Raw genomic sequence first — 26,711 nt, forward strand, 5'->3', positions numbered from 1 at the left:
TTTATTCTTTTTCAGTATTTATTTTCTCAAGCTCTTCCTTAAGTAGCTTTCTTGATTCCTCTATTTCTTTGCGGGCTATTTCCATTTCCTTTTTCATTTCTTCCATTTCCTTTCTCTGCTCCGCTATTTCTTTTTGCTGTTCGGCTTTCATTTTATCAATGTCGCCACGTCTTTCTTCAAAGTGTTTTTTACGTTCTTCAAGTCTCTTTTTTAATTCTTCCCTTCTTTCTTCAGCATTTTCTTTTAGTTCAGTTTTCCTTGACATTATTTCAACCCTTCTTTCTTCAATTTGCGCTCTTCTTTCTTCAATTCTTTCCATGTCACGTGCAATTTGAGCCTCGCCTCTTTTTAGCTGGACAAGACCTCTTTCAATTTGCTCTTTCATCCTTATTTTGTCTGCCTGACTCATTTCCTCAACACGCTTCATTTGTTCTTCAACACGTTTAGCCATTTCGCCATCAAGCTGGGCAAGTGCTTCCATATCCATCATACTTATAGGGTCGATACTGAAATCCTGAATCATGTCCATGTCCAGTACCATTCCTTTAGGCATTTTTACAGCATAGCCTCCACCTGCTTGTGTGGTTACTACCAGTACGCCGTCTTTAGCTTCTTTACCGTATTTCTTTTTAGCTTCTTTACCTGTAATAACATTTATATTACTAACAATTTGTCCCTGTGGTATGGTTACTGTACTGCCTTTTTGCTGTTTTACACCGTTTACAATTACCAACACATCTTTATTATCACTGTTTATAATTTGTAGTCCGTTTTGTGGAGATGGTGAAATGTAACTCATGCCCGGAGCTACTGGTGGAGCAGGTGGTGCCGGCGGAGCAATCATAGAATTTGGTGCCATAGGAGCAGGTGGCGCCGGTGGCACCATCATATCGGGTTCATCCTCATAGTAGCTGTTAGCGTAGTTTTGGTATTGGTCGTTTACAGGTAATGCGTTAAACGCAATTTTATTACCTGTGTCTTCGCTACTTTCTATAGCAATTTCAAAACGGTTTATAGGTTGCGTACTGTTTGTTTGGTATACTTTTGACTGATTGCCATCGTTAACAGTAACCTTAATCGCTGTAATTTCATTATTGCTGTTACGGGTTATGTTGCTAAAAGTAACATTGGCGCCAAACTCTTTTTTAAACAGCTCTTTTATTTTTTCAAGTTCTGCATGTGTAGCATCTTTTGTAATTTCAAGAGCCATTTTGAACTTTTCATAGCTTACTTCCTCCACAGCCTTATCGCTACTTTTTTCCTGAGCAATAACCCTTATCTGAAACAGCATCATAAAAGCTATTAGTACCGGGAGTACTATAGCATATTTCCAGCTGTTTACTTTTCCTGATTTTTTTTTGTTTAACATAACGATTCGTTTTTTGATTAATGATTGATAAAAATGATTGGTGATTGATATGTATTCCGGCTGAAGCGTAATTTTCAGCATTGTTTTTTGATAAGCCGTGCTGTCGCTTATTTGTTTTGTAGCAACAGCATCGGCAATAAACTCAAGATTTTGAGAGATCAAACTTTTATACAGCCAGGCAAAAGGGTTAAACCAAAAGAATATGGCGGTTAACTGACCAATAAGCATATCGGCCGAATGGTATTGCCTGCTGTGTACTTTTTCATGGCAAATAATGCTTTCCAGTTCGTTAGACTGCAATAATGCCGAATTGTATATTATATAATTAAAGAAGGAAAACGGAGCGTTTACCCGTGGTGTATCAATAAGTTTGTATCGGCCTTCTTTTATTATAGTTTGGTTTTTTATTATTCGCCTTAGCGATATAAAATTGAATAACAGTTTTATCATTAAAAATAATACAGCCGCAATATATATACCTAAAACAACATTGGGCCAGCTAAAGCTTACAGGTGGAGGTGTTGCCTGTTGTGTGTTATCCTGTAATTGTAGTAGCTGACTAACATCTATTACCTGCATTTCCTGCTGTGGCGCGGGGTCTATCCAAACAATTTTTTTAAAGAACACCAATGGTAGCGCCAATGCCGTGCCTAAGCCAGAGAGTAAAAACCAGCGGTTGGAAACAAAGAAAGTTTCTTTTCGTAAAAAAATATGATACGCAGCATAAAACAGGGCGATTAATCCCGAAGCTTTAATCATATATGTAAAAAACTGTTCCATGTTATTCCTGTTTGGGTTTTACTTTAGAGCATTTCTTATTTTAGTTCTTTTAGTTCCTGTGTAACCAGGCTTTTTAGTTGCTCTACGTTATACTTGTTAAAGCTCATAAACTTAAGCTCAGGCATAGTGTCAATAGTAATAGTGAAACTTTTGCCTGAAGCCTCATTTTTGCTCGCCTTTTTTGTAGTAATCTCTAAGGTGTTTTTCTCCTTTAAAACATTTACAGCTACGATATCTATACCCTCTTTAAGGTTTGTATCGTTGTTTTTTACTTTACGTCCGTCAATAATAACAGTTATGTTATTTTGACTATCAGCCTGGTTAGCATACCATTGTTTACCATACATGTCATAAATTAAAACCTTAGCGGCTTCTGTTACCGGTACTGTGGTTGTAAGGTTGCTAATGTTATTTGCAGCTTTGCTTTGTGCAATGGTTTTAACCTGAAACAGTAGCATAAATGCAGCCAGAGCAGGGATTATTAATGAGTACTTTGCAGCATTTGCTTTACTTGATTTGTTTTTGTTCATCATAACGATTCGTTTTTTAATTAGTGATTGGTAAAAATTATTAGTGATTGATATGTATTGTAACTGTAATGTAACCTTTAGTAATGTTTTTTGATAATCTGTGCTATCGTTTATTTGTTTTGTAGCAACAGCATCGGCAATAAACTCAAGATTTTGAGAGATCGAACTTTTATACAGCCAGGCAAAAGGGTTAAACCAAAAGAATATGGCGGTTAACTGACCAATAAGCATATCTGCCGAGTGGTATTGCCTGCTGTGGGCTTTTTCATGGCAAATAATACTTTCCAGTTCGTTAGGTTGCAAAATTGCCGAGTTGTATACTATATAATTAAAGAAGGAGAACGGAGCGTTTACTCTTGGTGTATCGATAAGTTTGTATTGACCTTCTTTTATAACAGATTGATTTTTAATTATCTGTTTTAGCTGTATGATATTAAGTAACAGCTTTATGGTTAAAAATAGCACTCCTGCAATGTATACTCCAAAAATCAGGTTAGGCCAGCTAAAACTTATGGTGTTTGATAACGTAAACGGGGTTTCCTGTAGCTGTTGTAACTGATTTGCATCTATAACACTTACTTCCTGTATAGGAGAAGTAGTTGTCCATACAATTTTTTTAAAGAATACCAGTGGTAGCGCCAATGCCGTGCCTAAGCCCGAGAGTAAAAACCAGCGGTTGGAAACAAAGAAAGTTTCTTTTCGTAAAAAAATATGATACGCAGCATAAAACAGGGCGATTAATCCTGAAGCTTTGGCCATATATACAAAAAACTGTTCCATGCTACTCTTCTTTCTCTATCATCTTCAGTATTTCGCGAAGCTCTTCGGCGCTTATCTTTTCTTCTTTAGCAAAGAAAGATACCATACCTTTATATGAGTTATTAAAGTAGTTTTTAATAGCGTTACTCATATAGCCTGTGCGGTAATCTTCTTTAGATACGGTAGGGTAGTACTGGTAGGTATTACCATAGGCAATGTGATCTACATAACCTTTTTCCTCCAGGTTTCTTATTATGGTAGAAACAGTGTTGTAATGAGGTTTACTTTCTTTTACCTCAAGCAGTACATCTTTCACAAAAGCTTTTTCAAGTTTCCATAAAATCTGCATTACTTCTTCTTCTTTGTTTGTTAATTTTTGCATGGCATCTTTAATTAATAATCCAAAGCTAAAACTATTTTTATAGTTTACCAACTATTTTTATAGTTATATAACTAAAATGGTAGTTTTTTATTGTGTAAAGATGCCTTAAAAATTTATGTTATGCGTGTGATTCTTGTTTTAAACGCCTTTGTACGAGTAGTATTGCAGCAGCAGAGAGCAGACCTAAAAATCCCATAACCGCCCAGTTAGTATTATAACCAAAGAAAGAAATATTGAGCATTCCCAGTTTAGAACTAAATATATGAGCCACACTAAATGTCATGGTATAGAGTGCCATGTAACGCCCTTCATGACCACGTGGAGCACGACTCATAGCAAACGAATTGGCAAACGGGAAACAAAGCATCTCACCAAGTGTAATAAATATTACACTTAATAATAGTACACCTATCCAAACATTAATTAACAGGGTAAAGAAGGCAAGGGCAAAGAATACCGAACCCCATAAAAGCACTTTGATTTTAGATATGTTTTTCCGTTCAATATACCCAACCAAAGGCATCTCTAAGGTAAATACCATTGTACCGTTAAACGACATAATAAGCCCTGTTTCAAATTCGGTTAGGTTATATACTTCCCCATGATAAAGGGGCAGGGTGGTAAACATCTGGAAAAATATAAGGGCTGTAGCAAAACTGGTAAACAAGAACAACAGGAAAGTCCCATCGTTAAAAACAGATACGTGTTTTGTTATATCTTCTTTTACAAGCGATTTATCTTCTGTTACTTTTTTCTTCTCCTTTACTAATATATAGAACAGTAATATAGAGATTATACACGAAGCCCCATCGGCCCAAAATAATCCTTTGTAGCCAATATTTGTAATTATGAGTCCGCCCAGTGCAGGTCCTGCCGCAAAGCCAAGGTTAATGGCAAGTCTTACCAGCGCCAGTGCACGTGTACGATTTTCGGGTTTTGCATAGGTGTTAAGGGAAACAAACATGGCTGGTCTAAAAGTATCGGCAATTACCATTATACCAAACATGGCAAAACATAATCCGGCAAAGGAAGTGACATACTGTAACCCGAAAAATAAAAGCCCCGTGGTAAACAGGCTGTATACCATTACTTTGTAAAAACCTATCCTGTCGGTTAGTTTACCGCCTATCCATGATCCCGCCATTGAACCCAGTCCGAAACATACCATTATCCAACCTACCTGACCGTATGAAAAACACAGGTCTTCTTTAAGGTATTTGGAAAGGAAAGGCAGTACCATAGTACCGGCGCGGTTAATAAACGTAATTAGCGTTAGTATCCATATCTCCCGGGAGAAGCCCCTGAAGTTATTGATATAGCGCTTAAAGGCTTTAAGAAACATGTAAATGGGATGATTTACCACAAATATACAAAGGAATGAGTCCTTAATATTAACTGCCCAATAAAAATATTTTAAGTTATTGGTTACTTTTGTATAAAACCAATAATAAGATAATGAGGAATATAATAATTGGCGGAGCATTACTGCTATGCCTTATGGCAAAAGCACAGGAGTGCTCAAAGGAAAATGCTGTGGCTTTTCAGGAAAAAATGAATAAGGAATATGCTGATCCAGATGAATCTCCGCTTACCAAGGAAGACATAAAGACGTTTAAATCGCTTGAGTTTTATCCTATAGATACTGATTTTTGTGTGGAGGCTAAACTGGTTGCAACACCAAATGAAAAGCCTTTTTACATGCAAACCACTACCAGCAGGAAGCCACGTTACAGGAAGTATGGCGAACTGCATTTTACACTAAAAGGGAAAGAGGTAAAGCTGGATGTTTTCCAAAGTATGGATATGATGAAAATGGAAGAGTATAAGGATTATCTTTTCCTGCCGTTTACTGATTTGACTTCGGGTAACGGAAGTTATGGAGGAGGCAGGTATGTAGATCTTACAATTCCAGCAGGAAATACACTTACTATAGATTTTAATACTGCCTATAATCCATACTGTGCCTATAACCATAGTTTTTCGTGCCCGGTACCGCCGGAACAAAATGATATACTGGTTGAAATCAAGGCAGGGGTAAAGGAGTATAAAAAGCATTAATAAAAAATCCTGAGCATTGCTCAGGATTTTTTATGGTATTATTTACTTTCTTTAAGTACCATATCAATTGTAATTGCTCCGGCTAGTATAGCTACTTTGTTATCGTTTTGAGCAAATTCAGGATGAATGGTTACATTGTATTTATCTGCTGAGGTGAAAATTTCTTTCATAGCACCATTCCACTTTTTATTAATAGCACCAATTTGGTTTTCGGCAGGATCGGTAATATGGAAGTTCCAGGCTTTCCAGTCTCCGTTTATTTTTGCAATATGAGAATCGGAAGCATCAAAAATATTGAACGTAGGCTTAAAGAATTTAAATTTTTGCTTTACGGTTCCTACCACTTTTCCGTGTGGATTTGTTATTGTTATTTTAGACATCCAAAAAGTCCACCCTCTTGATATTGATGCCTGAAGCCTGTCTTCAGAATCCCTGATTTCCAGTAAAAACGGAAGCATGGGCTTTTTAAGTAACAGTCTTAAAAATTTTTGACCTGCACTTAGTTTTTGCTTTACACTACCAATGTTTGCTCCTTGTTCATTATAAATCTGGTAGCAGTTTTCAAATTTAAAAAAGTTTACTTTTTCGTCGATAAAGTAACTGTTTGTTTCAAAAAAGTTTGAGTTCATAAAAATAAATTGTCCCTACTCATAAGGCATTTCAGGATTTTGCCCCGTTTTTTTGTGGTTTCCGGACTCCACTTACGATTGGTTTGCTGTAAAAACAGACGAGGCGAAAATAAGTAAAAACTTATTATTTTAGATGAGGGAAGAGTTAAATTAAGAAAGCCGTATCGGGAACAGATACGGCTTTTCAACTAAACATAATCAGAACTACTAATTAATTAGCTTCGATTAAAGATTCATGAGCAAGAGTTTCTTTTTCTTTTTCAACATTTAATAAGATAAAAGACCTTTCGGCAGGATTACCGCTGTGCAGGGCTTTTACATTTTCAAGGGAAATATTCCCTGTTATGTATCCGGAATCATGATTTGCATATGACTCCTCAATAGTGTCAAAATATTCTTTTAAGCTTTCTGCCTCTTCCTTTTTGTGGCGAAGCAGTACCTTAAGCGCAACCTCATTGCTAAGCAATAGGTTTTCTTCCTGGTATATTTTTTTGTATTCGTAACGGTAATCGTAACTTAATGCAGAGATGTCTGACAGCACAGCAGAGGCTGTAGGATGTGCACCTGCACCACGCCCCACAAAGAAATGAGTATCGGCAAAGCTGGTTTTGGTTAGCACTCCGTTAAATACATCGTCTACAGTAAACAGGCGATCATCGCTACCTACGAATTTAGGGATAACAAAAGCCGATAGAGTTCCCTGTGGTGTTTTAAATGCCTGGGCAACCAGCTTAATTTTAAGTCCTTTTTCGCGGGCATATTTAAGCTCCAGTTTGCCTATGTTATCTATACCTATATTATATATGTCGTTAGGGTTGGCAATGTAACCAAATGAATGTGCTAATAATATTAGCAGTTTGTACTTGGCATCAAAGCCTCCAGTGTCAAGAATAGGGTTACTTTCTGCATAACCGTTATCCTGAGCCTGTTTAAGGGCAGCATCATACGAAAGGTTTTCTGCAAAAGTTTTGGTAAGTATATAGTTGGTAGAGCCGTTAACAATCCCCTCGATAGATTCTAAAAGATCGTTGTCATAGTACTCTTCCAGATTTCTAATTATAGGCATACTGGCGCAGCAGGCAGCTTCATATAAAAGCGGCACGTTGTATTCACGCTGTAGTTCCAGGAGTTCGGTAAAATGTTCGGCAATCATCTTTTTGTTGGCAGATACCACTGCTTTCCCTTTTTTAAGAGCAGCCACTACAATTTCAAAAGCAGCATCGGCATCATCTATAAGTTCTACTACCACATTGATATCTTCGTCGTTAAGGATGTCGTTTTTGTCGTAAGTAAAGTTTTCTGCACCTATTTCACGAGTTTTGTTTTTGTCCTTAACACAAATGTTCCTGATGTTTGCTTTCAGTCCCGGAGTTTTTTCCAATACTTCGTATAGTCCGTAACCTACACATCCAAAACCGAATAATCCTATATTTAAATTTTTTCTTGACATTTTGTATTTCTTCTTTTGTGAGATGTTTAATTAAGCTGTTACGCTAGCTTTATCTGCATTAGCTTTAACAGCAGTGGCAATAGCCTGTTTTAAGTCGTCAATAAGATCATCAGCATCTTCAAGACCTACAGAAAGGCGTATAAGACTATCGGTTACACCAGAACTGTATCTCTTTTCTGCCGGGATTGATTTGTGAGTCATTTCACATGGCAGGCAGCAAAGGCTCTTAATTCCTCCAAGACTTTCAGCCAGTTTAAACAGTTTAGTGCCCGATACTATTTGTGAAGCCAGTTCTTTATCATCAATCACAAGATCAAAAGCGATTACACCCCCAAAGTATTTTTGCTGACTTTTAGCAATCTCGTGGTTGTGGTGTGTTTTAAGGCCGGGGTAGTAAACATTTTTAATTAGTTTTTCTTCCTGTAAGAACTCAGCAATTTTCTGAGCATTTTCGGCATGTTGTTTTACTCTTAGAGTAAGCGTTTCAATACCACGGATTACTAGCCAGCTGTCGAATGGTCCTAAAATAGCGCCCGATGCGTTTTGTATGAATTTGATTTTCTCACTTAGTTCCTGTGTAGAAGTTACCACAAGACCTGCAATTAGGTCACTGTGACCTGCAATGTATTTAGTTGCACTGTGAATAACGATGTCTGCACCAAGATCGATAGGTTTTTGAGAAACCGGCGATGCAAAAGTGTTATCTACGCAAAGCAGTATATTGTTTTCTTTTGCTGTTTTTGCGATAGTGCGTATATCAGATACTTTTAGGGTAGGGTTTGTAGGCGACTCAATCCATATAAGTTTTGTTTTATCGGTAACTGCATTGGCTACGTTTTGAGCGTTTGTAGAATCGACATAGTTAATTTTGATTCCGAATTTTTGGTACACGTGAGTGAAAAGTCGGAAAGCACCTCCGTAAATATCATCTACGGCAATAATTTCGTCTCCTGCCTCAAGAAGCTTCACTACCGAGTCGATAGCTGCCAGTCCGCTTGCAAAGGCAAAACCCGCATGACCGTTTTCAAGTGCTGCGATGCAGTCTTCAAGAACCTTACGTGTAGGGTTGTTACTGCGTGAATAGTCGTAACCTTTGTGAACGCCCGGTGCGTCTTGTACAAATGTTGATGTTTGGTAAATTGGGGTAGCGATTGATCCTGTTAGTTCGTCTACCGGAATGCTGTTAAGAATTAAAGTTTGCTCTCTCATTTTTTTGCTGTTTAGAATATTTGACAATTTTTTAAATCCTGTTAAAAAAACATTCTAAACCAGTCTATCGGAAAGTGCATAAACAAAAAATGCCTTTCCGATAAGTCAGAAAGGCACATAATATTATGAAATATTATCTACGTATTTCTAAACTTATCTTTCCACATTTACATGTGGTTGAATGTGGCACCTTATTCAAATTAATGAACAGGTTGCCAAGACGTCATAGGGTCAAATCCCTCGATCTTTCTGGATAAGAATTATTTTCTAAAGAACTTGCTGCAAATTTAAAGTACAATGATTTTAATTTCCAAACAAAAATTAAAATATTTTTTATTTAACTGTAAATCAGTTTTTTAAAAACGGGTTTTTTGATTTTAATGAGCTTGGAATTGAGATAGTGTTATGAAAAAGATGGCAAAAAGTGCTAAAACGAGTCCGACATAATTAAGTTTTGACATTTTTTCTTTAAAAAATAAAATACCCACAAGGCTGCCCAGTACAATTACACCCATATTCATTCCGGCAAAAACTGTTGACGGATTTTCAGAAAATGCCTTATGCGCTTTTAAATAAAAAAGAATATTACAAAAGTTGAAAATACCAACCAGTGCTCCAAAAGCCAAATTCATAAGGCTTAGTTTTTCTTTACTCACAATCAGTTTAAAAAACACATACAACCATGCCACGGCTAAAGCTCCGCAAAACACTATAAAAAGCGATGTGGTGTAAGGCATGGTATTGTGCAGGGCTATTTGTTTAAAAAGTATATCTACTATACCAAAGCCCAGTAAAACTATTGCAGGGTAAAACCACTTTGATGCGGTATTATTATCTTTTTTAGAGAGTATTAAGGCTATAGCGGGGAAACCTATAAGCAGCGCTATAATTTTATAAGTATTAAAACTCTCCTTGAAAATAAAGTAGGCTGCCAGTATTGGTATAAACAGCGACAGGCGTTGGGCAGCATCGGTTTTTACTATTCCCATGTGCTTAATAGATAGCGCCAAAAAAATAAATATAGAGGGAAGCAGTACCGCTAGCGGAATATAAATATGCCACGTGGCATTACTATCTACAGTACCCATATCGGGCTTAAAAAACTGATAGCATAACCCTACGGCAAACACATAGTTCCAGGCCACAATCTGGCTAATGTTAACAGGGTAATTTTTTGCAGTTTTAAACAGTACACCAACGGTAACACTGCATATAATACTTAAAATGAGGTATAACATCTTTAAAAGAATTTGGGCAAAAATAATATCTTTTCAGTTTTTGCAGGCATCTTTTGTATATTTGATTCCGCTATGAAATCGTATTAAGAATAAACCATAAATCCTTACAGGGCGTATATTCTGTAAAGAGTAAGGTTAAAAATTAAAAAAATGAAAAAGCAGTTACTATTACTTTTACTTGTATTTACTGCAGTATGTAGCGCTCAGCAAGATGCCTGGGTGTATTTTACCGATAAACCGGATGCCGACTATTACTTTGAAAATCCGCTTGAAATGCTTTCCCAGCGTGCGTTAGACAGAAGAGCTGCACAGGGTATTGAATTGGACGAACTGGATGTTCCTATTCATCAGGAATATATAGACGGAGTAACAACTGCTACCGGAATAACGGTAATGGCTAAGTCAAAATGGCTTAATGCCCTGCATGTAAGAGGAGAGCTAAGTGATATAGCTGCACTAACAACACTGGAGTTTGTGTACAGTATTGAGTATGCCGATAAATCACTTAACAATCCGGGCAGGCCTGCAATAGCCTCAAGGCAGCAGGAGGTGAATAAAACACTGGATGTTCAGGCCGATTTTGATTATGGTATGAGTACTACCCAAATACAAATGCTTAACGGACACGTACTGCACCAGCAGGACTTTACTGGTGAGGGTATGATAATAGCCGTAATGGATTCGGGTTTTCCAGGTGTTAACACAGCACAACCGTTTCAAAACCTGTTGAATAACAACCGTATTTTAGGAGGTTATAATTTTGTTGCTGCAACAGATGATTTTTATACCGGTAATCAGCACGGTACCTTTGTACTTTCTACCATGGGAGGTTATGTTGAAGGGGCACTTGTAGGTACTGCACCCGATGCTTCTTACTATCTTTTTGTAACAGAAGATACCTCATCTGAAAATCCTGTGGAGGAATCCTACTGGGTAGAAGCAGCCGAAATGGCCGACAGCCTTGGAGCAGATGTAATTAATACCTCACTGGGGTATTATGATTTTGATAATCCCAATTACGATTATACCTATGAAGACCTTAATGGTCAAACTGCATTTATAACACGTGGAGCTAATATTGCTTTTACACGCGGTATGATTTGTGTAACTTCAGCAGGGAATACGGGCAGTACCGAAAAACCTTATGTTGAGGTTCCTGCCGATGCGGCTAATGTACTTACCGTGGGTGCAGTTAATTATGAGGAGCAAAGAGGCAGTTTTAGTAGTATAGGACCAACGTTTGACGGAAGGTTAAAACCCGATGTTATGGCAATGGGGGTGGCTGCTATTTACTCTAAAACCGATGGTGAGATAAGTTTTGGTAACGGAACATCGTTTTCAAGTCCTATCACTGCAGGTTTAGTAGCCTGTTTATGGCAGGCATTGCCTGAGAAAACCAATACTGAGATTATGGATCTTATAAAGGGTTCGGCAGACAGGTTTAATAATCCTGATTATGACTACGGTTACGGGATACCTAATTTTGCTTTGGCATTAAACGAACTGTCTGTACAGGAACTTTCTAAAAAAGATTTTGTAGTGTACCCTAACCCTGCAAAAGATGTATTTTATATAGCCCTTCCGGATGATGTTAATGAAGCTTCGGTTACGGTTTATAACAGTTTAGGACAGGTTGTTTTAAAACAGGAAGTGGTTGCTAATCAGGCAATATCGTTACATGGTTTATCGTTTGGAGTATATAACTATGTGGTGTCATCTTTCGATAAATCCAAAACCGGAAGGCTGATAAAGCAATAAACCATTACTTATGAGATACGCCTTACTATTCTTATATGCAATTTTATCAGTTTCCTGTCAAGAAGAAAAAACACTTCCTCCCCAAAATATGATTTTGGGTTCTTGGAGCTCGATAGATAATACAAACCAGTTTGCTAACAAAAGAGGTTTTGAATTTTTCCCTGATAGTATTTTTGAAGATAAATATGGTTTTTTTAGCGACAGATTCTATTATAGTGATAGTGTAAACGATCCATATAACAGGTATTTTCGTTATTTTGGCACTAAGTCTAAATATGCCTTATCAAAAGACAGTTTAAGGCTTTTTAATCCGGCAATTCAAAAATGGAGTTCGTATAAAGTAGAAAAACTCACTCCCGATACACTTATAATAACTACAAATGTTAAAGATGAGAGAGGTGGAACTTTTATAAAAAAGACATATAAAACAGATACTATCCCTGATTTTGATGCAATTTACTTTTACTCATCACCGTGTTATGGCTCCTGTCCTGTTGTTTCGCTACTTATTAAGAATAACGGAGATATTTTGTACATTGGTGGAGCTAATGTAAAAAATAAAGGACTGTATCAGTCAAATATCGGTAAGGAAGCATTTAACCGCATTCAGGAAAAGTTTAAAAGGGCTGATTATATGAATTTGGAGGATGCTTATTCTGCTAAAGTAACAGATGTATCGTCGGTAGATATTTATTTTATTAAAGATAATAAGGTAGTAAAGACTATTGAGGATTATGGGGCTGATGGACCCAATGAATTAGTTTGGGCTTATTTTCCTTTAGAACTAATAGAACAGGAGCTTGACCTGAAAAAGCTTGAGATTCCAGATGATATTGCAAAAGAGTTTAATATAGATAAAGATTATAAAGATATAGTATTTTATGTAGGCGAAAGAATGGGATTTGATTTTTTAATCCGTTTGTCTGATAATATTTAGCTTATTATATCAACTTTTCATTATGAAAAACACTTTACTATTATTAATTGTAATGCTTTTTATTTCCTGTCAAAAAGAAAAAACACTTACACCCCAAAATATGATTTTGGGTACTTGGAGCTCGATAGATACTACAAACCAGTTTGCTAACAAAAGAGGTTTTGAGTTTTTTACTGACAGTATTTTTGAAGATAAATATGGCTTTCACAGTGAGAAGTGTCATTTTATAAGTGCTGAAAATTCCAAATACGGGTCAAATGCATATTATATTTATTTTGGTACTGAGTCTAAATATACTTTATCAAACGACAGTTTGAGGCTTTTTAATCCCGCAACCAAAAAATGGAGTTTGTGTAAAGTAGAAAAACTTACTCCGGATACACTTAAAATAGCTCCAGATACTACACATAGGTACGGAGGGACTTTTGTGAAAAAGGTATATGAAACAGATACTATTCCTGATTTTGATGCTGTTTTTTTATATTCATCGCCGTGTTTTGGTATAAGTCCTGTTGTTACGCTTCTTGTAAAAAATAATGGAGATGTGTTATTTAGCGGCAGGTACAGTGTAAAACATTTAGGACTAAATAAGTCAAAAATTAGTAAGGAAGGATTTAACCGTACTCAGGAAAGGTTCAAAAGGGCAGATTACATGAACTTGGAGGAGTCTTATGCGCATAACGTAACAGATGGTATGCAGTGTGTTTGTATTTATTTTATAAAAAACAATAAAATAGTAAAGACTGTTAGGGATTGTGGAGCTCAGGGGCCTAATGAGTTAGTGTGGGCTTATCTCCCTTTAATAAGAATAGGACAGCTGCATGATATGAAAGAGCTTGAGGTTTCTGCTGATATTGCAAAAAAGTTTAATATAGATACTAACAGTACAGATGTAATGATAAATATGGATGTAAGAGAGAAGTTCGATTTTTTAAGCCGTTTGTCTGAAAATTTGTAGTTTTAAAGTTTAAAAAAATATTCATTTTACATGAACAGAATCACTGAATTATTTAATATAGAATACCCTGTAATACAGGCAGGAATGATTTGGGCCAGTGGTTATAAACTGGCAAGTGCAGTAAGTAATGCAGGAGGGCTTGGTCTTCTTGGAGCGGGGTCTATGTACCCTGAAGTACTGCGCGAACACATACAAAAATGTAAAAAGGCAACAGATAAACCTTTTGGTGTTAATGTACCAATGCTATATCCAAATATCGAAGAGATAATGAATATTATTGTGGATGAGGGGGTGAAAATCGTATTTACATCTGCCGGAAATCCTAAAACATGGACAGCATGGTTAAAGGAGCGTGGTATTATAGTGGTACACGTAGTAAGTAGCGTAAAGTTTGCCCTAAAGGCTCAGGAAGCAGGGGTAGATGCTGTTGTAGCCGAAGGTTTTGAAGCAGGCGGACACAACGGTAGGGAAGAGACCACTACATTTACGCTTATTCCTATGGTGAAGGAAAAATTACAAATTCCGCTTATCGCTGCAGGAGGTATTGCAACAGGTAGGGGTATGCTCGCCGCTATGGTTCTTGGTGCCGATGGCGTACAGGTGGGTAGTCGTTTTGCTGCCTCGGTTGAGTCATCGTCACATGATAACTTTAAACAGGCCATTGTGAATGCACAGGATGGCGATACACACCTTACCCTTAAGGAGCTTGCTCCGGTAAGGCTGATAAAAAACAAGTTTTTCCATGATGTGATGGATTTATATACAAAAGCCCCTACGGTAGATGATCTTAAAACATTACTGGGCAGGGCACGTGCCAAGAAAGGTATGTTTGAAGGTGACCTTGAAGAGGGCGAACTTGAAATTGGGCAAATTGCCGGACTCATACATGAGGTAAAACCCGCAGCAACAATTTTAGAGGAAATTATAACCGATTTTAAAGAGGCAAAGCAGGAAGCTGTAAGTCTTTAAACATAAAAAAAGCCCGGCAGTTAGTGTCGGGCTTTTAATTTTTTATAGGTTGTAATAAGCTGTAGCATAAAAAATACCTGTGCTATAACAAAAGCAGTTGTAGCCAGGAAAAAAGCTTTAAAAATCAAAGCCGTATTTTCAGCAGAAAAGTTAAGGTCTACATCGGTTTTATATAAAAATACTATTACTAGCGGAATGCTGAGTAGTACATGGATTATGACCAATAGCCTGTTAAGCGGCCATTTTTTTATAAAAGCCCACAGATAAATTAATGCTGTGAATAGTAACCAGGGTGTTATGAAAAACGAAAGGAAAAAATGAGGAGGTAATATGGTTGTATTCCATCCCGGAATTAAACTCATAGCAAAATCAGCAGGGGTAATGGCCACCCATGCAAAAAACAGGCTAAATGCTACCAGAAATAAAATTAATGTGGTTGTAACTATTTTTCTCATGATATTTTTTTGTTTTTACCTGTTTTGTAAGCTGTAAATAATGCTATTGCAATTAGTATTATTTCTATGGTAATCATAATCGTATGATTAGCTATGGGGTAGTATTCTTCTTTAGTTTTTTGAGGTTCAGCACTAAGTGGAGGATAAATAGTCATACTTCCGTCAGAACCAATTCTGTCATTTATAATAATTGCTTCAATCCATAGTAAGGCAACTAGTATAATAAATAATATAAAGACAATATTTATAAACTTGTCCCTGAATTTATTGATTAAGGTTCTTATTCCATAAATAAGAAATCCCGGTATCGCAATAAGCAGGAAAACTAGTGAAAAACGATCCATTACAAAATAAGTATCGTCCACATTTATATCTATTGTTGAATCTTCAGAAGAGTAGAGAAACACACATGGCAATAATATAATAATTAACCATAGTATTTCCTTAAGATATCTATTCATTGGTGTGGTTGTTTTTGCTGCTGCAATATATAAAAAAAGAGGTTGTCTCAAATTAATCCTGTAGGATTAGTGTCATTCTGACGAAGGAAGAATCTCTGTTTTTCAGAAGATTTTTATACTCCACTTCGTTTTGCTCAAAATGACATTTGAGACAACCTCTTTTTTTATATAGTTTTGTGCATTGCCAGAACTTATTTTCCACTTTTCCACTTCAACCTTGTGGAGAAATCTCTAGGGCTTTTTATTGAGATTTCTCGACTTCACTGCGTTTCGCTCGAAATGGAACTTTTGAGACAGCTACTTGTTATTTCAGAATTTGTTTTCTACTTCGGCAGCTTCAAGCATAAGGTAATGCAGGTCGATGTTTTTAACAAACGGCTTAAGCAGTTGGCTACCCGGACCAAACATTGCCAGCTCTACATAATCTGCAGAGTGGTTCATGCTAATCCATCCTACCGAGTTGTGTTCTTTTTGCATTTCTGCAAAAGCCTTAAACGGTAAGTGTTTGTAGTTGTATAGTCCGTCTTCTTTTTCAAGCCCGGTATAATAGCCTAATATGGTTTTAGCTTCTTCCTGAGAGATAGTCCTGCCGTTGGCGTGTTTTATTATTTCCCTAACCTGGTCTACACTGGAGTCACTGTGAATACTGTTAAGTATCCATTCGTTAGTCTGAGTATAGTTTTGGATGCTGTCAAAGTTACTGTTTGCTTCCTTACCATATATGATACCAGGATTGGCATTACCGTGATCGGTAGTGATAACAACAAGGGTGTTACCATCTTTTTCGGCAAAATCAATTACAGCTTTAATAGCATCGTCAAAAGCAGTTTGGTCATATAAAACTGCACCAATATCATTAGCGTGTGCACCCCAGTCTACCTTACCAGCCTCGATTTGAAGTACAAATCCGTTTTTGTGTCCCTTCATGCGATCAATAGCCTTTTGAGCCATTTCAGCAAGGGTAGGAGTGTTGTCGGTAAGTTCTTTACTGCTTCTGCGGTCTATGGTGTATGGAAGTCCGTCATCCGCAAAAACACCTAATATTGGTTTGTCATTGCTTGCTGCCATCATTTCGCCACGGGTACGGGCAACCTGCCATCCCTTAGCTTTATAATCAGCATAAACGTCTTTCTTATCTTTTCTTTTATCGGCACTAAAGTAATTGTTACCACCACCCATCATTACATCAAAGCCCAGTTTTAGGTACTCTTCAGCAATTTCGGCCTGCGCATTACGGCTGTCGCTGTTTACACAAAAACCTGCCGGTGTGGCGTGGGTAATAGGCACTGTGGTAACACAGCCAGCCATTTTACCAGCTTTTTTGAATTTTTGCCATATAGGCATGTTTCTTTCTCCGTTAGGGCCTACGTTAAGGGAACCGTTGTTTACCCTTGCACCGCCACCCCATGATGAACTTGCAGCAGCAGAATCGGTCACTATAGAACTGGCCGAAGCCGTATCCATAAGTGCCCTGCTAATGCGCTGGTCTTTATAAAGCTGTAACCAGTTAGACCCTTTACCGTTTTTACGGTTAAGGTATAAATCGGCCATGTTTAGCGTACCGGTACTCATACCGTCACTAACCATGAATATAATGTTTTTAGCCTTTTTGTTTTTATCTAAATTATTGATGTCAAGTACCTGTGCAGTACCTTCAAAAGGATTAAGGACAGCGGTGCCTATGGTGAAAAGCGAACCGTTCCTGAAAAATTTTCTCCTGTTCATTTTTTTAATTTGTTAATCGTAAATAGGAATCCGCCAAATTTACACAACTATACCAACAAGGGGTTAAAGAGCAATGTTATTTAAACTTTAAGGAAAACTGTAGTAAAGTTTAAGTAGCAACCCGGCAAAGTTACACAAGTTTTAATGAACAGCTTGGGGTTTAACATTTTGGGCTAGTTAGCCTTAATTGCTTTTTTCTATAAAATAATAAATTCCGGTAACGGCTACCCATGTAATTAGGCAATCCAGTATAAGGTTTATTATTTTCCATTCCCAGTTTAGAAAATCATGCCCCGCCCAAAACTGATAGTAGTATACAAAGGGGAATCCTATTTTAATATTAAAACCGTAAGTGTCAGATAAAGGGTTAAGCTGAGGTAATATCATAATAAACGAAACCGAAAAGAATACCAGTATGGATAATAGTAAGCCCTTTATTATTGTTTTAAGATGAGGTTTCATGTGGTTAAGGTTTGTATTTCAAATATATCAAAAAAACAAAAGACCGAAGCTTTACAGCCCCGGCCCTGAAACAATAACAAGTATATATAACCTAACTAAACCGTAATAGGTTCATCTTTAAAATCCATAACAACCTGGTTACGGATTATATCTTCAAAGGTTTCCCTTTTTCTAATAAGGTGGCCTTTTCCTTCATACCATAATACCTCTGCCGGACGAACTCTTGAATTGTAGTTTGAAGCCATAGAGAAGCAGTATGCCCCCGAATTCCTGAAACAAAGCACATCGCCCTCTTTTATTTCAGCAATCTTTCTGTTGCTTGCAAACGTATCGGTTTCACATATATATCCTACAACCGAGTAAAAACGGTCTTTTCCCTTAGGGTTACTTATATTTTCAATGTGATGGTGTGAACCATAGAACATAGGGCGGATAAGGTGGTTAAAACCTGTATCAATCCCGGCAAATACAGTAGAGGTGGTTTGTTTTACCACGTTTACTTTTGCAAGGAAGTAACCTGCTTCACTTACCAGGAATTTACCCGGTTCAAAAGCAAGGGTAAGGTCTTTACCATACTCCTGGCAAAATGCGTTGAAACGCTTGCTCAGTTTTTTACCCAGTTCTTCTACATTGGTTTGAATATCATCTTTTTTATATGGTACTTTAAAACCGCTTCCAAAATCAAGGAACTCAAGGTTTTTAAAGTTAAGTGCTGCTGTAAACAGTATCTCTGCAGCATAAAGGAATACTTCAATATCAAGTATGTCAGATCCGGTATGCATGTGTATACCGTTAATGTTCATACCTGTATTTTCCACAATCCTTAAAAGGTGAGGCATTTGGTGTATTGAAATACCAAATTTACTGTCTATATGTCCTACAGATATGTTGCTGTTACCACCCGCCATTACGTGAGGGTTGATACGGATACATACCGGTATATTAGGATGTTTTGCGCCAAACTGTTCCAGTATGGACAGGTTGTCTATATTGATTTGTACGCCAAGGGCGGCTACCTCTTCAATCTCTTCCATAGATACACCGTTAGGGGTGTAAATAATGCTTTCGGGCTTAAAGCCGGCCATAATACCGAGTTGCACTTCCTGTATGGAAACGGTATCAAGGCCGGAACCCATCTGTTTAAGCAATTTTAATATAGATATGTTTGATAACGCTTTTACGGCGTAATTGATTCTTAAATTTTTTACCTTTGAAAACGCATTTTCTAAACGATAATACTGCGTTTGGATTTTAGCCGCATCATACACATATAGAGGACCTCCAAACTCTTCGGCTAACTGTAATAAATTATTTGCTTCCATTTCTTTTTCTTAGATATACTTGTTTCGGTAGCAAAATTATTTACAAATTCAATTCCAGTCAATTAAATAGAGTATACTAACAAAATATAACAAAAAGTTAAAAATATAACATTTGTAATTTACTATAACGATTTAAATCACGGTAAAAAAATACCGGGCTCATCCTTTAAGCGGCAGTAACGTATAGTAGCTTATGGATTTGCCCGGAACTGGGTAACAATTAAAAAATGATGTTGTGGTTAACTATATAAATAAATATGATTCTGATTAAATAGCTGAGGGCTTACTGTCTTGAAAGTGTTATTACATAACCGTCTATATAGGTCTCATCAAGTGTAATGGTATTGTTTTCCATCTTGAAGCACCCTAAATCATTATCATTAACGATAAGAGAGGTTTCACACCCAAATGTAGTTGATTCGGTTACCATAAACTGAAAGCTGTAATTACCTGATTCAAAATAATCATTAGCTGTTTCATCAGTATTATTATTGGTAACGGTAACTGTACCGTTTTCATTAAATTGCCAAACAATGGTTCCGGGGTCAAATTCCTGGCTGGTTCCGGCAAACCCGCCATTTACTTTTATAAGCGACCAGCTGTCGTAAAAACTGTTGTCAACAGGACTGTTGTCATCGTCATTATTACAGCTTAATGTTAAGCTTGTAATAGCTAGTAATAGTAGTAATTTTATGGTTTTCATAGGCAATGGTTTTACTATTAGATGATTAAACCTAAAAAGGGTTGCGTGACCCAGTATTAAGGATTGGATAAAAAATTAAAAATACTTTCGGTCATTGGATTGAATTTTCTATTTTTGTTCCACTTTTAATAAGATAAATGCATTAATTATGAATTTACACGAATATCAGGGAAAACAAATACTGGCAAGCCACGGCGTACGTGTACAGCGCGGTATTGTAGCTAACAATGCTGTGGAGGCTGTTGCTGCCGCTAAAGAATTAACTGCCGAAACCGGAACAGAATGGTATGTGGTAAAAGCACAGATCCACGCAGGTGGCCGCGGTAAAGGTGGTGGTGTTAAGCTTGCAAAAAACCTTCAGCAGGTAGAAGAGATTGCAGGACAGATAATAGGTATGGACCTTATCACACCTCAAACTCCTCCAACAGGTAAAAAAGTTCATAAGGTACTTATCGCTGAAGATGTTTACTATCCCGGAGAAAGTGAAACTTCAGAGTTCTATATGTCTGTACTTCTAAACAGAGGTAAAGGACGTAACATGATTATGTATTCTACTGAAGGTGGTATGGATATCGAAGAGGTTGCAGAAAAAACTCCTCACCTTATCTTTACTGAAGAAATTGATCCTGCAGTAGGACTACAGGGATTCCAGGCAAGAAGAATTGCATTTAACCTAGGTCTTTCAGGTAATGCGTTCAAAGAAATGGTAAAATTTGTTGACTCTCTTTATACAGCTTATGTACAAAGTGATTCATCTCTTTTTGAAATCAACCCTGTACTTAAAACTTCAGACAATAAAATTCTTGCTGTAGATGCTAAAGTTGTTCTTGATGACAACGCTCTTTACAGACAAAAAGAATATGCTGATATGCGTGACGTTCGTGAGGAAAACCCAATTGAGGTTGAAGCGAAAGAAGTGGGACTTAACTATGTTGACCTTGACGGTACTGTAGGTTGTATGGTAAACGGTGCAGGTCTTGCAATGGCTACTATGGACCTTATTAAGTATGCAGGTTTTGAGCCGGCTAACTTCCTTGACGTAGGTGGTACTGCAGATGCTAAACGTGTTGAGACAGCTTTCCGTATCATTCTTCGTGATCCAAACGTAAAAGCTATCCTTATCAATATCTTTGGAGGTATCGTTCGTTGTGACCGTGTTGCTCAGGGTGTTGTTGACGCTTACAAAAACATGGGTGACTCTATCAACGTGCCTATCATTGTACGTTTACAGGGTACTAACGCAGATATCGCTAAAGAACTTATCGATAACTCAGGTATGCCAATCCTTTCTGCTACTCTATTCCAGGAAGCTGCAGATCAGGTTAAAAATGCTTTAAGCTAATAAGATAAACCAACAGGTTTTATATAAAAAAATCCCTCGCAATGCGAGGGATTTTTTATTTGGTATCCTTTATTTCTTTTTCTTCTTGAGCTCTATAATTCGGTTAACTTCTTTAACCAGTAGGGGGAAAGCAGGTTCTGTCATATTATGCCCATAACCTTCCAGTTCATAAAGACGGGTATCTTTGTGGCCTGCTATTTTCATCATTCGAGCCATATAAGCGTTTTCCTCATAGCGTCCCAGCATTTCCATTTCCCTGTCGCCCGTAATTAAAAGCAACGGAGGTGCATCGGCACGTACATGGAACAACGGAGCATACTCATCAACAAACGGTTGTTTTTCAGGGATGCCTCTTTCTTTTCTTACGGTAAAGTGAGTTATGCACTGCCCGCTAAACGGAATAAGTCCGGCAATCCTGTTAGAATCGATATCATATTTGGCAAGGTATTTTTGATCCAGTCCAACCATACTTACCAAATAACCTCCGGCAGAGTGACCTGAAAGGAAAACAAGTGATGGATCTCCGCCATATTTTTCAATATTATTGTATACCCATGCTACGGCAGCAGCGCTGTCTTCAATATAAGCAGGCGCTTTTACATTAGGGCTTAAGCGATAGTTAACCCCTACAATGCAATACCCTTTGTTTTTAAGATATTCGGGTATTTCCTTACTCCCCTGAGTTATTCCTCCGCCGTGAAACCATACTATTGTAGCAAAGTTTTTGGTATCCTTAGGTAAGTATATGTCCAATACACAACGTTCGGCGATATAGGAATCTGACTTGTTTGTTGCCTGATCGTAATACTGAATGTTGGTTTTGGTAACGTACTCCGTTTGTGCTTTACTCACTGTAGCAGTAAGCAAAAACAGGAATAGTAAAAGTTGTTTTTTCATTGAAAATGATTTTAGATATTATTAAAAGATGGGTAGCTCAAATATAAAAAAATCCCGAGCTATGCTCAGGATTTTGTAAAACTAATATTTTTTTAGAAGTAATTGTAGGTGCAAATTTCATTAGTGATACCCTCAGGGCTGGTTGTGTACTCAGCCGTAGGATAACCATTTTCATTTATCGTATAGTATACATTTTCTGAAACAATCATATTAGGGCATAAACCGTGCTTATTATTGTATACACTTAAACCATTACTGTTTTCAAGATAATAGGTGGTTTCATAGTGCTTTTTAAGGGAGTAATAATATGGGTTTTTTGTTTCTCCATAAGTATAACTAATGGTTTCGGGCTCGCTGTTGCCTTCAAGTACTCTTATAATACTTGTAATGTTTCCGTTTGTATCATATATATAATCTACAATATCAACATGAGAAACACTTGTGGCAGGATCTAAATCGGTCATTTTAATAATACGTCCCTGTTGGTCCAGTAAAAGTTCCCTTTTTTCAAGCTTATCACTGATTACATGGTATATATGTGTTATTACTTTGCCTTCTTCATAAAACAGCTCTGTGTAATCTCCAAATGTCTCAGACCATAGTTTAGTTATTCTCCCTTGGTCGTCATACTCATATATGTATTCTGTTCCGTATTTTGTTCTCTCTGATAATCTATTATTACTATAAAAATATTCTCCGTTAAATTTGGTGTCACCATCTGCCTTGGCAAGATTATGCTCAGCATCATAGAAATAATGTTCGCTTAAATCTACGGTTAATTCATCACCGGGGTTATTTACTATCGGATAAATAACCGATTTAAGTAAGCGGGCGTTTTCATCTTGCGGATTATTGCCGGAATCATCGTCAGAACACGAAATAAGGGCTAATGCTACACAGGGTAGGGATAGGTATTTTAAGATACTTTTCATAGGTATGGTTTTTTATCCCTAAATGTATAAAATTATTTTACAATATTACACTGTGTTAACTCATTAAGGAAATCAAGCACCTCTTTAACCGACTGTACCCTATATTTTGCAGATGTATTGCCAGAGCCTACTTTAACCGAGTGCTGGTAGCTGCCGGTAAGTTTTTCAAACAAATCTTCATCAGTCTTATCATCGCCAAAGGCAAGTATAAAGTCGTAATCTTCATTGTAAATACTGTTTTTATAAGTAGTCCCCTTGTGGGCAAGGAAGTGTTTAACCTCAATTACCTTATTGCCGTCTATAATTTGTGTAGGCATGTTGTACAATTGATTCTTTAATAGCGAAAGCAATTCACGCGATGCCAGGAAGCCCTGCCTTTGCTCTACATTTCTGTAGTGCCATGCCACCCCAAATTCTTTTATCTCTACAAAACTTTCAGAATTAGTGTCTACATAATCCTGCATTATTTCTATCACGCGGCCTTTCCATTCGGGCGTACCATTTATAACCGACTCCCATTTCTCTCTTTTTACATATCCGCCATGTTCGGCAACAAGGCCAATAGGTAGTTCGCCAAGCCATTTTTCAAGGAATTCCCTGTTACGTCCGCTAATAATCCATACATCGTTTTTCGGGTCGGCAGCAAGGGTATTCAATAGTTTTATGAGTTTATCATCCGGAACAGCCATTTCGGGTTTAGGCTGAAGGTTTACTAGTGTACCGTCAAAATCAAGTAGTAACAGTCTTTTTTCTGCATCTTCATACTTTTCATAAAGCTCAATTCTTTCTTCTCCTGCAAGGGCTACTGCTTTGGTATCTTTATTATGAATTTCTTCAGTTTCATTTAAAAAGTCGGAAGCCCATCTAAATACATCATGCTTTTTTAAATAGCGCTGCATGTGTTCCAGTCTACGAGCCTGTTCTTCCTCACTCATGGTAAGTCCGTAATTAAGCTTTAGGGCTATCTGTTCAAAATCGTGTGGATTTATAGTTAGCGATTCCTGTAGTTCTTTTGCTGCACCTGCCATTACACTCAATACAAGAGCTCCTCTAAGGTCTTTGCGGGAAGCGACATACTCTTTTGCCACAAGATTCATTCCGTCTCTTACAGGTGATATAAGTGCGGCATCGGCACTGGTGTATAAGGCAATTAGCCTGTCAAAGTCGACCGACTGGTACTGGTACACCACAGGTGTCCATTTATAGTTACCCAGTTTACCGTTTATACGCGCAATGGTAAGTTCAATCATTTTTTTACGTTCACCATATTTAGTTATCTCCTCACGCGATGGTACAATAACAAGCAGGAATACTACCTTTTCTCTCCATTCAGGGTAGGTGTTAAGGAAGGTTTCATAGGCATTAAGCCTGTTTGTAATCCCCTTTGTATAATCGAGCCTGTCTACCGAGAAGATTATCTTTTTATCCTTATACAGGTCTTTTATCTCGTTGCGTAGTTTTACCACATTAGGATTATCATACGCATTGTGGAACTTATCAAAATCGATACTGATAGGGAAGGAGCCTACCTTGGTACGATGGGTATCCTGACTAAATAGGAAGTTTTTGTGAGGGAAGCCCAGCATTTTCTCAATACATTCGGTAAAGTGGATAGCATTTTCCCAGGTATGGAAACCAATAAGGTTACTGCCCATTACACCTTCCATAAGGTAACGCCTTACTTTATTAGGCAGTACCCTGAATATTTCAAAGTTTGGGAAAGGGATGTGCAGGAAAAATCCAATTTTTGCCTGTGGATGCTTTTCACGTATTATTTTTGCCAGTCCCATAAAATGGTAATCGTGTATCCAAACAATGTCACCGGGTTCGTAAATACTGTTTACCTTATCGGCTACAATTTCGTTAGCAGCTTTATAGGCTTCAAATCCGTCGTGGGTATATTCTATAAAGGATGGGAAGTAATGAAACAGTGACCATAAAACGGAATTACTGAAAACATTGTAAAAATTACGGTTAAGCCTGCGCTCTAAATAAACGGGCTCAATATCAAAATTGCTGTCGTAGTTGTTTTTGTTTTCTTCCCAAAGCTGTTGGTCAAAATCGGCTACACCTACCCAGGTAAGGTTCTTTTGGCTTTTTTCAGAGTAGGAGAGTACTGCTGTTGCGAGCCCTCCGGCACTTTGTGTAATTTTTACATTGTCTTTTTGTCTTTTAATAGACACAGGTAATCTGTAAGATACGGTAATAATTTTCATTTTTCGGCTTTTTGCCTGATGGTAGTAGAGGCCTGCCATACAGGCGATTCACTCAAATTTACAAAACGAATAGCGTATGGACGTTTAATAGAATGTTAGTTAACATATATTTATTAAACTTTTGTGGGATTGATAAAATGAAAGAAAAAAATTACGAATCTATTAAACAGAATATTTTAATAATGCGGTATAAGGATCACCTTTTAGGTCTAAAAGCATAGCAAAGGCAGGTTCGGTTTTAATGCCCTTGCGTTTAAGGTCAATTATTTGTTGTTTGAAGTATTCTCCTTTTGCCTCTAGGATTTCAAATTCCTTTATCATGTGGAGATAGGCATTTTGCTGTTTTACAGGTATGGCCTGCCCGAAAATCTCTACTTCAAACCCGTCAATCCAAAAACGGACTATAACACTATGTATCCCGTTAATTAGTTTTTTATTGATGCTAAAGTCTTTTTCCGACTGAAAATTATTGGTTAAGGCTAATATAAAAGATTCCCTGTCCTGATATTCACAAATAATATCAAGATCGCTGTTTTCTATATTAATGGCTATAGGGTAGGTGCCTGTTAATAGTGGAGTAAAGCCCGAAAGCTTTTCCATAACCTTGGCCTTTGTTAGTACAGCATAAACTTCCTGTTGTATGGCATTGCCTGTTTTAAGGTAGGTTATGGTGTCAAACTGATTCAAGGTTAGTCCTTATTTGGTTTCTTACCGTTTTTAAAACGGGTTTTATCCATTATAGGTTCTTTCTTTTTAGGCTTGTTGAATTTTTTTATCGGTTTTTTTGCAGTACCTGTTGCTTCGCCCTGTGTTTTAGGTTTTGGCTTAGGTTTTGGCTTAGGTTTGCCTTTATAAGTACCCGGTTTTTTTGGAGCAGAAGTATCTTTACCTGCTTCGGCTTTTATGGCTGCCAATACTTTTTTAGGGTCTTTTGGCTCATCTTTAGTACCGCGTAAGTGAATAATAAGTCCGTTTAAAAAGTTGCGTAGTACCTGATCGCCACAATCCATATAATTAGGGTGGTTCTCATTACGGAAAAATGCTCCCAGCTCAGGTTTTGAAATCCTGAAATCTACCAGTTCTAAAATCTCAACAATCTGGTCGTCACGAAGCTGAAGTGCTACCCTTAGCTTTTTAAATATATCGTTATTATTCATTACGTTATTTTTT

General features: G+C 37.3%; 25 protein-coding genes and 1 riboswitch. Of the genes, 6 read left to right on the forward strand and 19 right to left on the reverse strand.

Translation table 11 applies throughout. The features are described from left to right. Position 1: 1 nt before the first annotated feature. The 4 genes from Q763_RS17370 to Q763_RS05375 form a co-directional block, all read right to left on the reverse strand. Positions 2-2,149 (reverse strand): M56 family metallopeptidase, encoded by a 2,148-nt coding sequence (locus tag Q763_RS17370; RefSeq protein WP_084596012.1) that lies wholly within the window; start codon positions 2,147-2,149, stop codon positions 2-4. Positions 2,150-2,184: 35 nt separating this feature from the next. Further along, positions 2,185-3,459 carry a M56 family metallopeptidase gene (locus tag Q763_RS05365; protein WP_052123230.1) on the reverse strand — a complete coding sequence of 425 codons (1,275 nt, stop codon included), beginning with the start codon at positions 3,457-3,459 and terminating at the stop codon, positions 2,185-2,187. A gap of 1 nt (position 3,460) precedes the next feature. After that, positions 3,461-3,820: a BlaI/MecI/CopY family transcriptional regulator gene (locus tag Q763_RS05370; protein WP_035132235.1), complete on the reverse strand. Its 360-nt coding sequence runs from the start codon at positions 3,818-3,820 to the stop codon at positions 3,461-3,463. Between the two features lie 118 nt (positions 3,821-3,938). Beyond that, positions 3,939-5,162: an MDR family MFS transporter gene (locus tag Q763_RS05375; RefSeq protein ID WP_035131949.1), complete on the reverse strand. Its 1,224-nt coding sequence runs from the start codon at positions 5,160-5,162 to the stop codon at positions 3,939-3,941. 113 nt (positions 5,163-5,275) lie between these two features. Here Q763_RS05375 and Q763_RS05380 point away from each other — a divergent pair, with 113 nt between their 5' ends. Then, positions 5,276-5,878, forward strand: coding sequence for a DUF1684 domain-containing protein (locus Q763_RS05380; protein ID WP_084596013.1), 603 nt, complete (start codon positions 5,276-5,278; stop codon positions 5,876-5,878). 38 nt (positions 5,879-5,916) lie between these two features. Here the strand turns inward: Q763_RS05380 and Q763_RS05385 are convergent, their stop codons facing one another. From Q763_RS05385 to Q763_RS05400, 4 genes are all read right to left on the reverse strand, one after another. Continuing rightward, positions 5,917-6,507, reverse strand: coding sequence for an LURP-one-related/scramblase family protein (locus Q763_RS05385; RefSeq protein WP_035131951.1), 591 nt, complete (start codon positions 6,505-6,507; stop codon positions 5,917-5,919). Between the two features lie 211 nt (positions 6,508-6,718). Beyond that, positions 6,719-7,957 carry a homoserine dehydrogenase gene (locus Q763_RS05390; RefSeq protein ID WP_035131953.1) on the reverse strand — a complete coding sequence of 413 codons (1,239 nt, stop codon included), beginning with the start codon at positions 7,955-7,957 and terminating at the stop codon, positions 6,719-6,721. A 30-nt stretch (positions 7,958-7,987) separates the two neighbouring features. Further along, positions 7,988-9,166: a trans-sulfuration enzyme family protein gene (locus tag Q763_RS05395; protein WP_035131955.1), complete on the reverse strand. Its 1,179-nt coding sequence runs from the start codon at positions 9,164-9,166 to the stop codon at positions 7,988-7,990. A gap of 150 nt (positions 9,167-9,316) precedes the next feature. Beyond that, positions 9,317-9,426, reverse strand: a riboswitch (SAM riboswitch). A gap of 117 nt (positions 9,427-9,543) precedes the next feature. Next, positions 9,544-10,404, reverse strand: a complete 861-nt coding sequence (locus Q763_RS05400; RefSeq protein ID WP_035131957.1) for an EamA family transporter — start codon at positions 10,402-10,404, stop codon at positions 9,544-9,546. Positions 10,405-10,554: 150 nt separating this feature from the next. Here Q763_RS05400 and Q763_RS05405 point away from each other — a divergent pair, with 150 nt between their 5' ends. Genes Q763_RS05405 through Q763_RS05420 form a run of 4 tightly spaced genes read left to right on the forward strand, consistent with a single transcriptional unit; the run spans position 10,555 to position 15,026 of the window. Beyond that, positions 10,555-12,162, forward strand: a complete 1,608-nt coding sequence (locus Q763_RS05405; RefSeq protein ID WP_035131959.1) for a S8 family serine peptidase — start codon at positions 10,555-10,557, stop codon at positions 12,160-12,162. Between the two features lie 10 nt (positions 12,163-12,172). Next, positions 12,173-13,099 carry a DUF6438 domain-containing protein gene (locus tag Q763_RS05410; protein WP_157499332.1) on the forward strand — a complete coding sequence of 309 codons (927 nt, stop codon included), beginning with the start codon at positions 12,173-12,175 and terminating at the stop codon, positions 13,097-13,099. A gap of 22 nt (positions 13,100-13,121) precedes the next feature. Further along, positions 13,122-14,057 (forward strand): DUF6438 domain-containing protein, encoded by a 936-nt coding sequence (locus tag Q763_RS05415; RefSeq protein WP_035131962.1) that lies wholly within the window; start codon positions 13,122-13,124, stop codon positions 14,055-14,057. A gap of 30 nt (positions 14,058-14,087) precedes the next feature. Then, positions 14,088-15,026 carry an NAD(P)H-dependent flavin oxidoreductase gene (locus tag Q763_RS05420; protein ID WP_035131963.1) on the forward strand — a complete coding sequence of 313 codons (939 nt, stop codon included), beginning with the start codon at positions 14,088-14,090 and terminating at the stop codon, positions 15,024-15,026. A 20-nt stretch (positions 15,027-15,046) separates the two neighbouring features. Here Q763_RS05420 and Q763_RS05425 read toward each other — a convergent pair whose 3' ends face one another. The 6 genes from Q763_RS05425 to Q763_RS05450 form a co-directional block, all read right to left on the reverse strand. Then, positions 15,047-15,481, reverse strand: coding sequence for a hypothetical protein (locus Q763_RS05425; protein WP_035131964.1), 435 nt, complete (start codon positions 15,479-15,481; stop codon positions 15,047-15,049). Beyond that, positions 15,478-15,888: a hypothetical protein gene (locus Q763_RS05430; RefSeq protein ID WP_157499334.1), complete on the reverse strand. Its 411-nt coding sequence runs from the start codon at positions 15,886-15,888 to the stop codon at positions 15,478-15,480. The genes Q763_RS05425 and Q763_RS05430 overlap by 4 nt, the downstream gene beginning before the upstream one ends. Before the next feature lie 363 nt (positions 15,889-16,251). Continuing rightward, on the reverse strand, positions 16,252-17,667 hold the full coding sequence (locus tag Q763_RS05435; protein ID WP_035131967.1) for an alkaline phosphatase: 1,416 nt from the start codon (positions 17,665-17,667) through the stop codon (positions 16,252-16,254). 183 nt (positions 17,668-17,850) lie between these two features. After that, positions 17,851-18,129 carry a hypothetical protein gene (locus Q763_RS05440; RefSeq protein ID WP_035131968.1) on the reverse strand — a complete coding sequence of 93 codons (279 nt, stop codon included), beginning with the start codon at positions 18,127-18,129 and terminating at the stop codon, positions 17,851-17,853. Positions 18,130-18,224: 95 nt separating this feature from the next. Next, positions 18,225-19,451, reverse strand: a complete 1,227-nt coding sequence (gene lysA, locus Q763_RS05445; protein ID WP_035131969.1) for a diaminopimelate decarboxylase — start codon at positions 19,449-19,451, stop codon at positions 18,225-18,227. Positions 19,452-19,734: 283 nt separating this feature from the next. After that, positions 19,735-20,154, reverse strand: a complete 420-nt coding sequence (locus tag Q763_RS05450) for a hypothetical protein (RefSeq protein ID WP_035131971.1) — start codon at positions 20,152-20,154, stop codon at positions 19,735-19,737. Between the two features lie 148 nt (positions 20,155-20,302). Between Q763_RS05450 and sucC the strand changes: the two genes are divergently transcribed. Further along, positions 20,303-21,496: an ADP-forming succinate--CoA ligase subunit beta gene (gene sucC / locus Q763_RS05455; protein ID WP_035131973.1), complete on the forward strand. Its 1,194-nt coding sequence runs from the start codon at positions 20,303-20,305 to the stop codon at positions 21,494-21,496. A gap of 69 nt (positions 21,497-21,565) precedes the next feature. On the opposite strand, the gene Q763_RS05460 is transcribed toward sucC, so the two are convergent. From Q763_RS05460 to Q763_RS05480, 5 genes are all read right to left on the reverse strand, one after another. Continuing rightward, positions 21,566-22,393, reverse strand: coding sequence for an alpha/beta hydrolase (locus Q763_RS05460; protein WP_035131974.1), 828 nt, complete (start codon positions 22,391-22,393; stop codon positions 21,566-21,568). Between the two features lie 92 nt (positions 22,394-22,485). Continuing rightward, the gene (locus Q763_RS05465) at positions 22,486-23,325 is read right to left on the reverse strand and encodes a hypothetical protein (RefSeq protein ID WP_035131976.1); all 840 of its coding nucleotides are present in this window, start codon (positions 23,323-23,325) and stop codon (positions 22,486-22,488) included. A gap of 32 nt (positions 23,326-23,357) precedes the next feature. Next, positions 23,358-25,541 (reverse strand): bifunctional alpha,alpha-trehalose-phosphate synthase (UDP-forming)/trehalose-phosphatase, encoded by a 2,184-nt coding sequence (locus Q763_RS05470; RefSeq protein ID WP_035132237.1) that lies wholly within the window; start codon positions 25,539-25,541, stop codon positions 23,358-23,360. 162 nt (positions 25,542-25,703) lie between these two features. Then, positions 25,704-26,228: a DUF4269 domain-containing protein gene (locus tag Q763_RS05475; protein WP_035131978.1), complete on the reverse strand. Its 525-nt coding sequence runs from the start codon at positions 26,226-26,228 to the stop codon at positions 25,704-25,706. 2 nt (positions 26,229-26,230) lie between these two features. Further along, on the reverse strand, positions 26,231-26,698 hold the full coding sequence (locus tag Q763_RS05480) for a DUF1456 family protein (protein WP_035131980.1): 468 nt from the start codon (positions 26,696-26,698) through the stop codon (positions 26,231-26,233). Positions 26,699-26,711: the final 13 nt, after the last annotated feature.

It is taken from the genome of Flavobacterium beibuense F44-8 (assembly GCF_000769915.1).
Lineage (GTDB): Bacteria > Bacteroidota > Bacteroidia > Flavobacteriales > Flavobacteriaceae > Flavobacterium > Flavobacterium beibuense.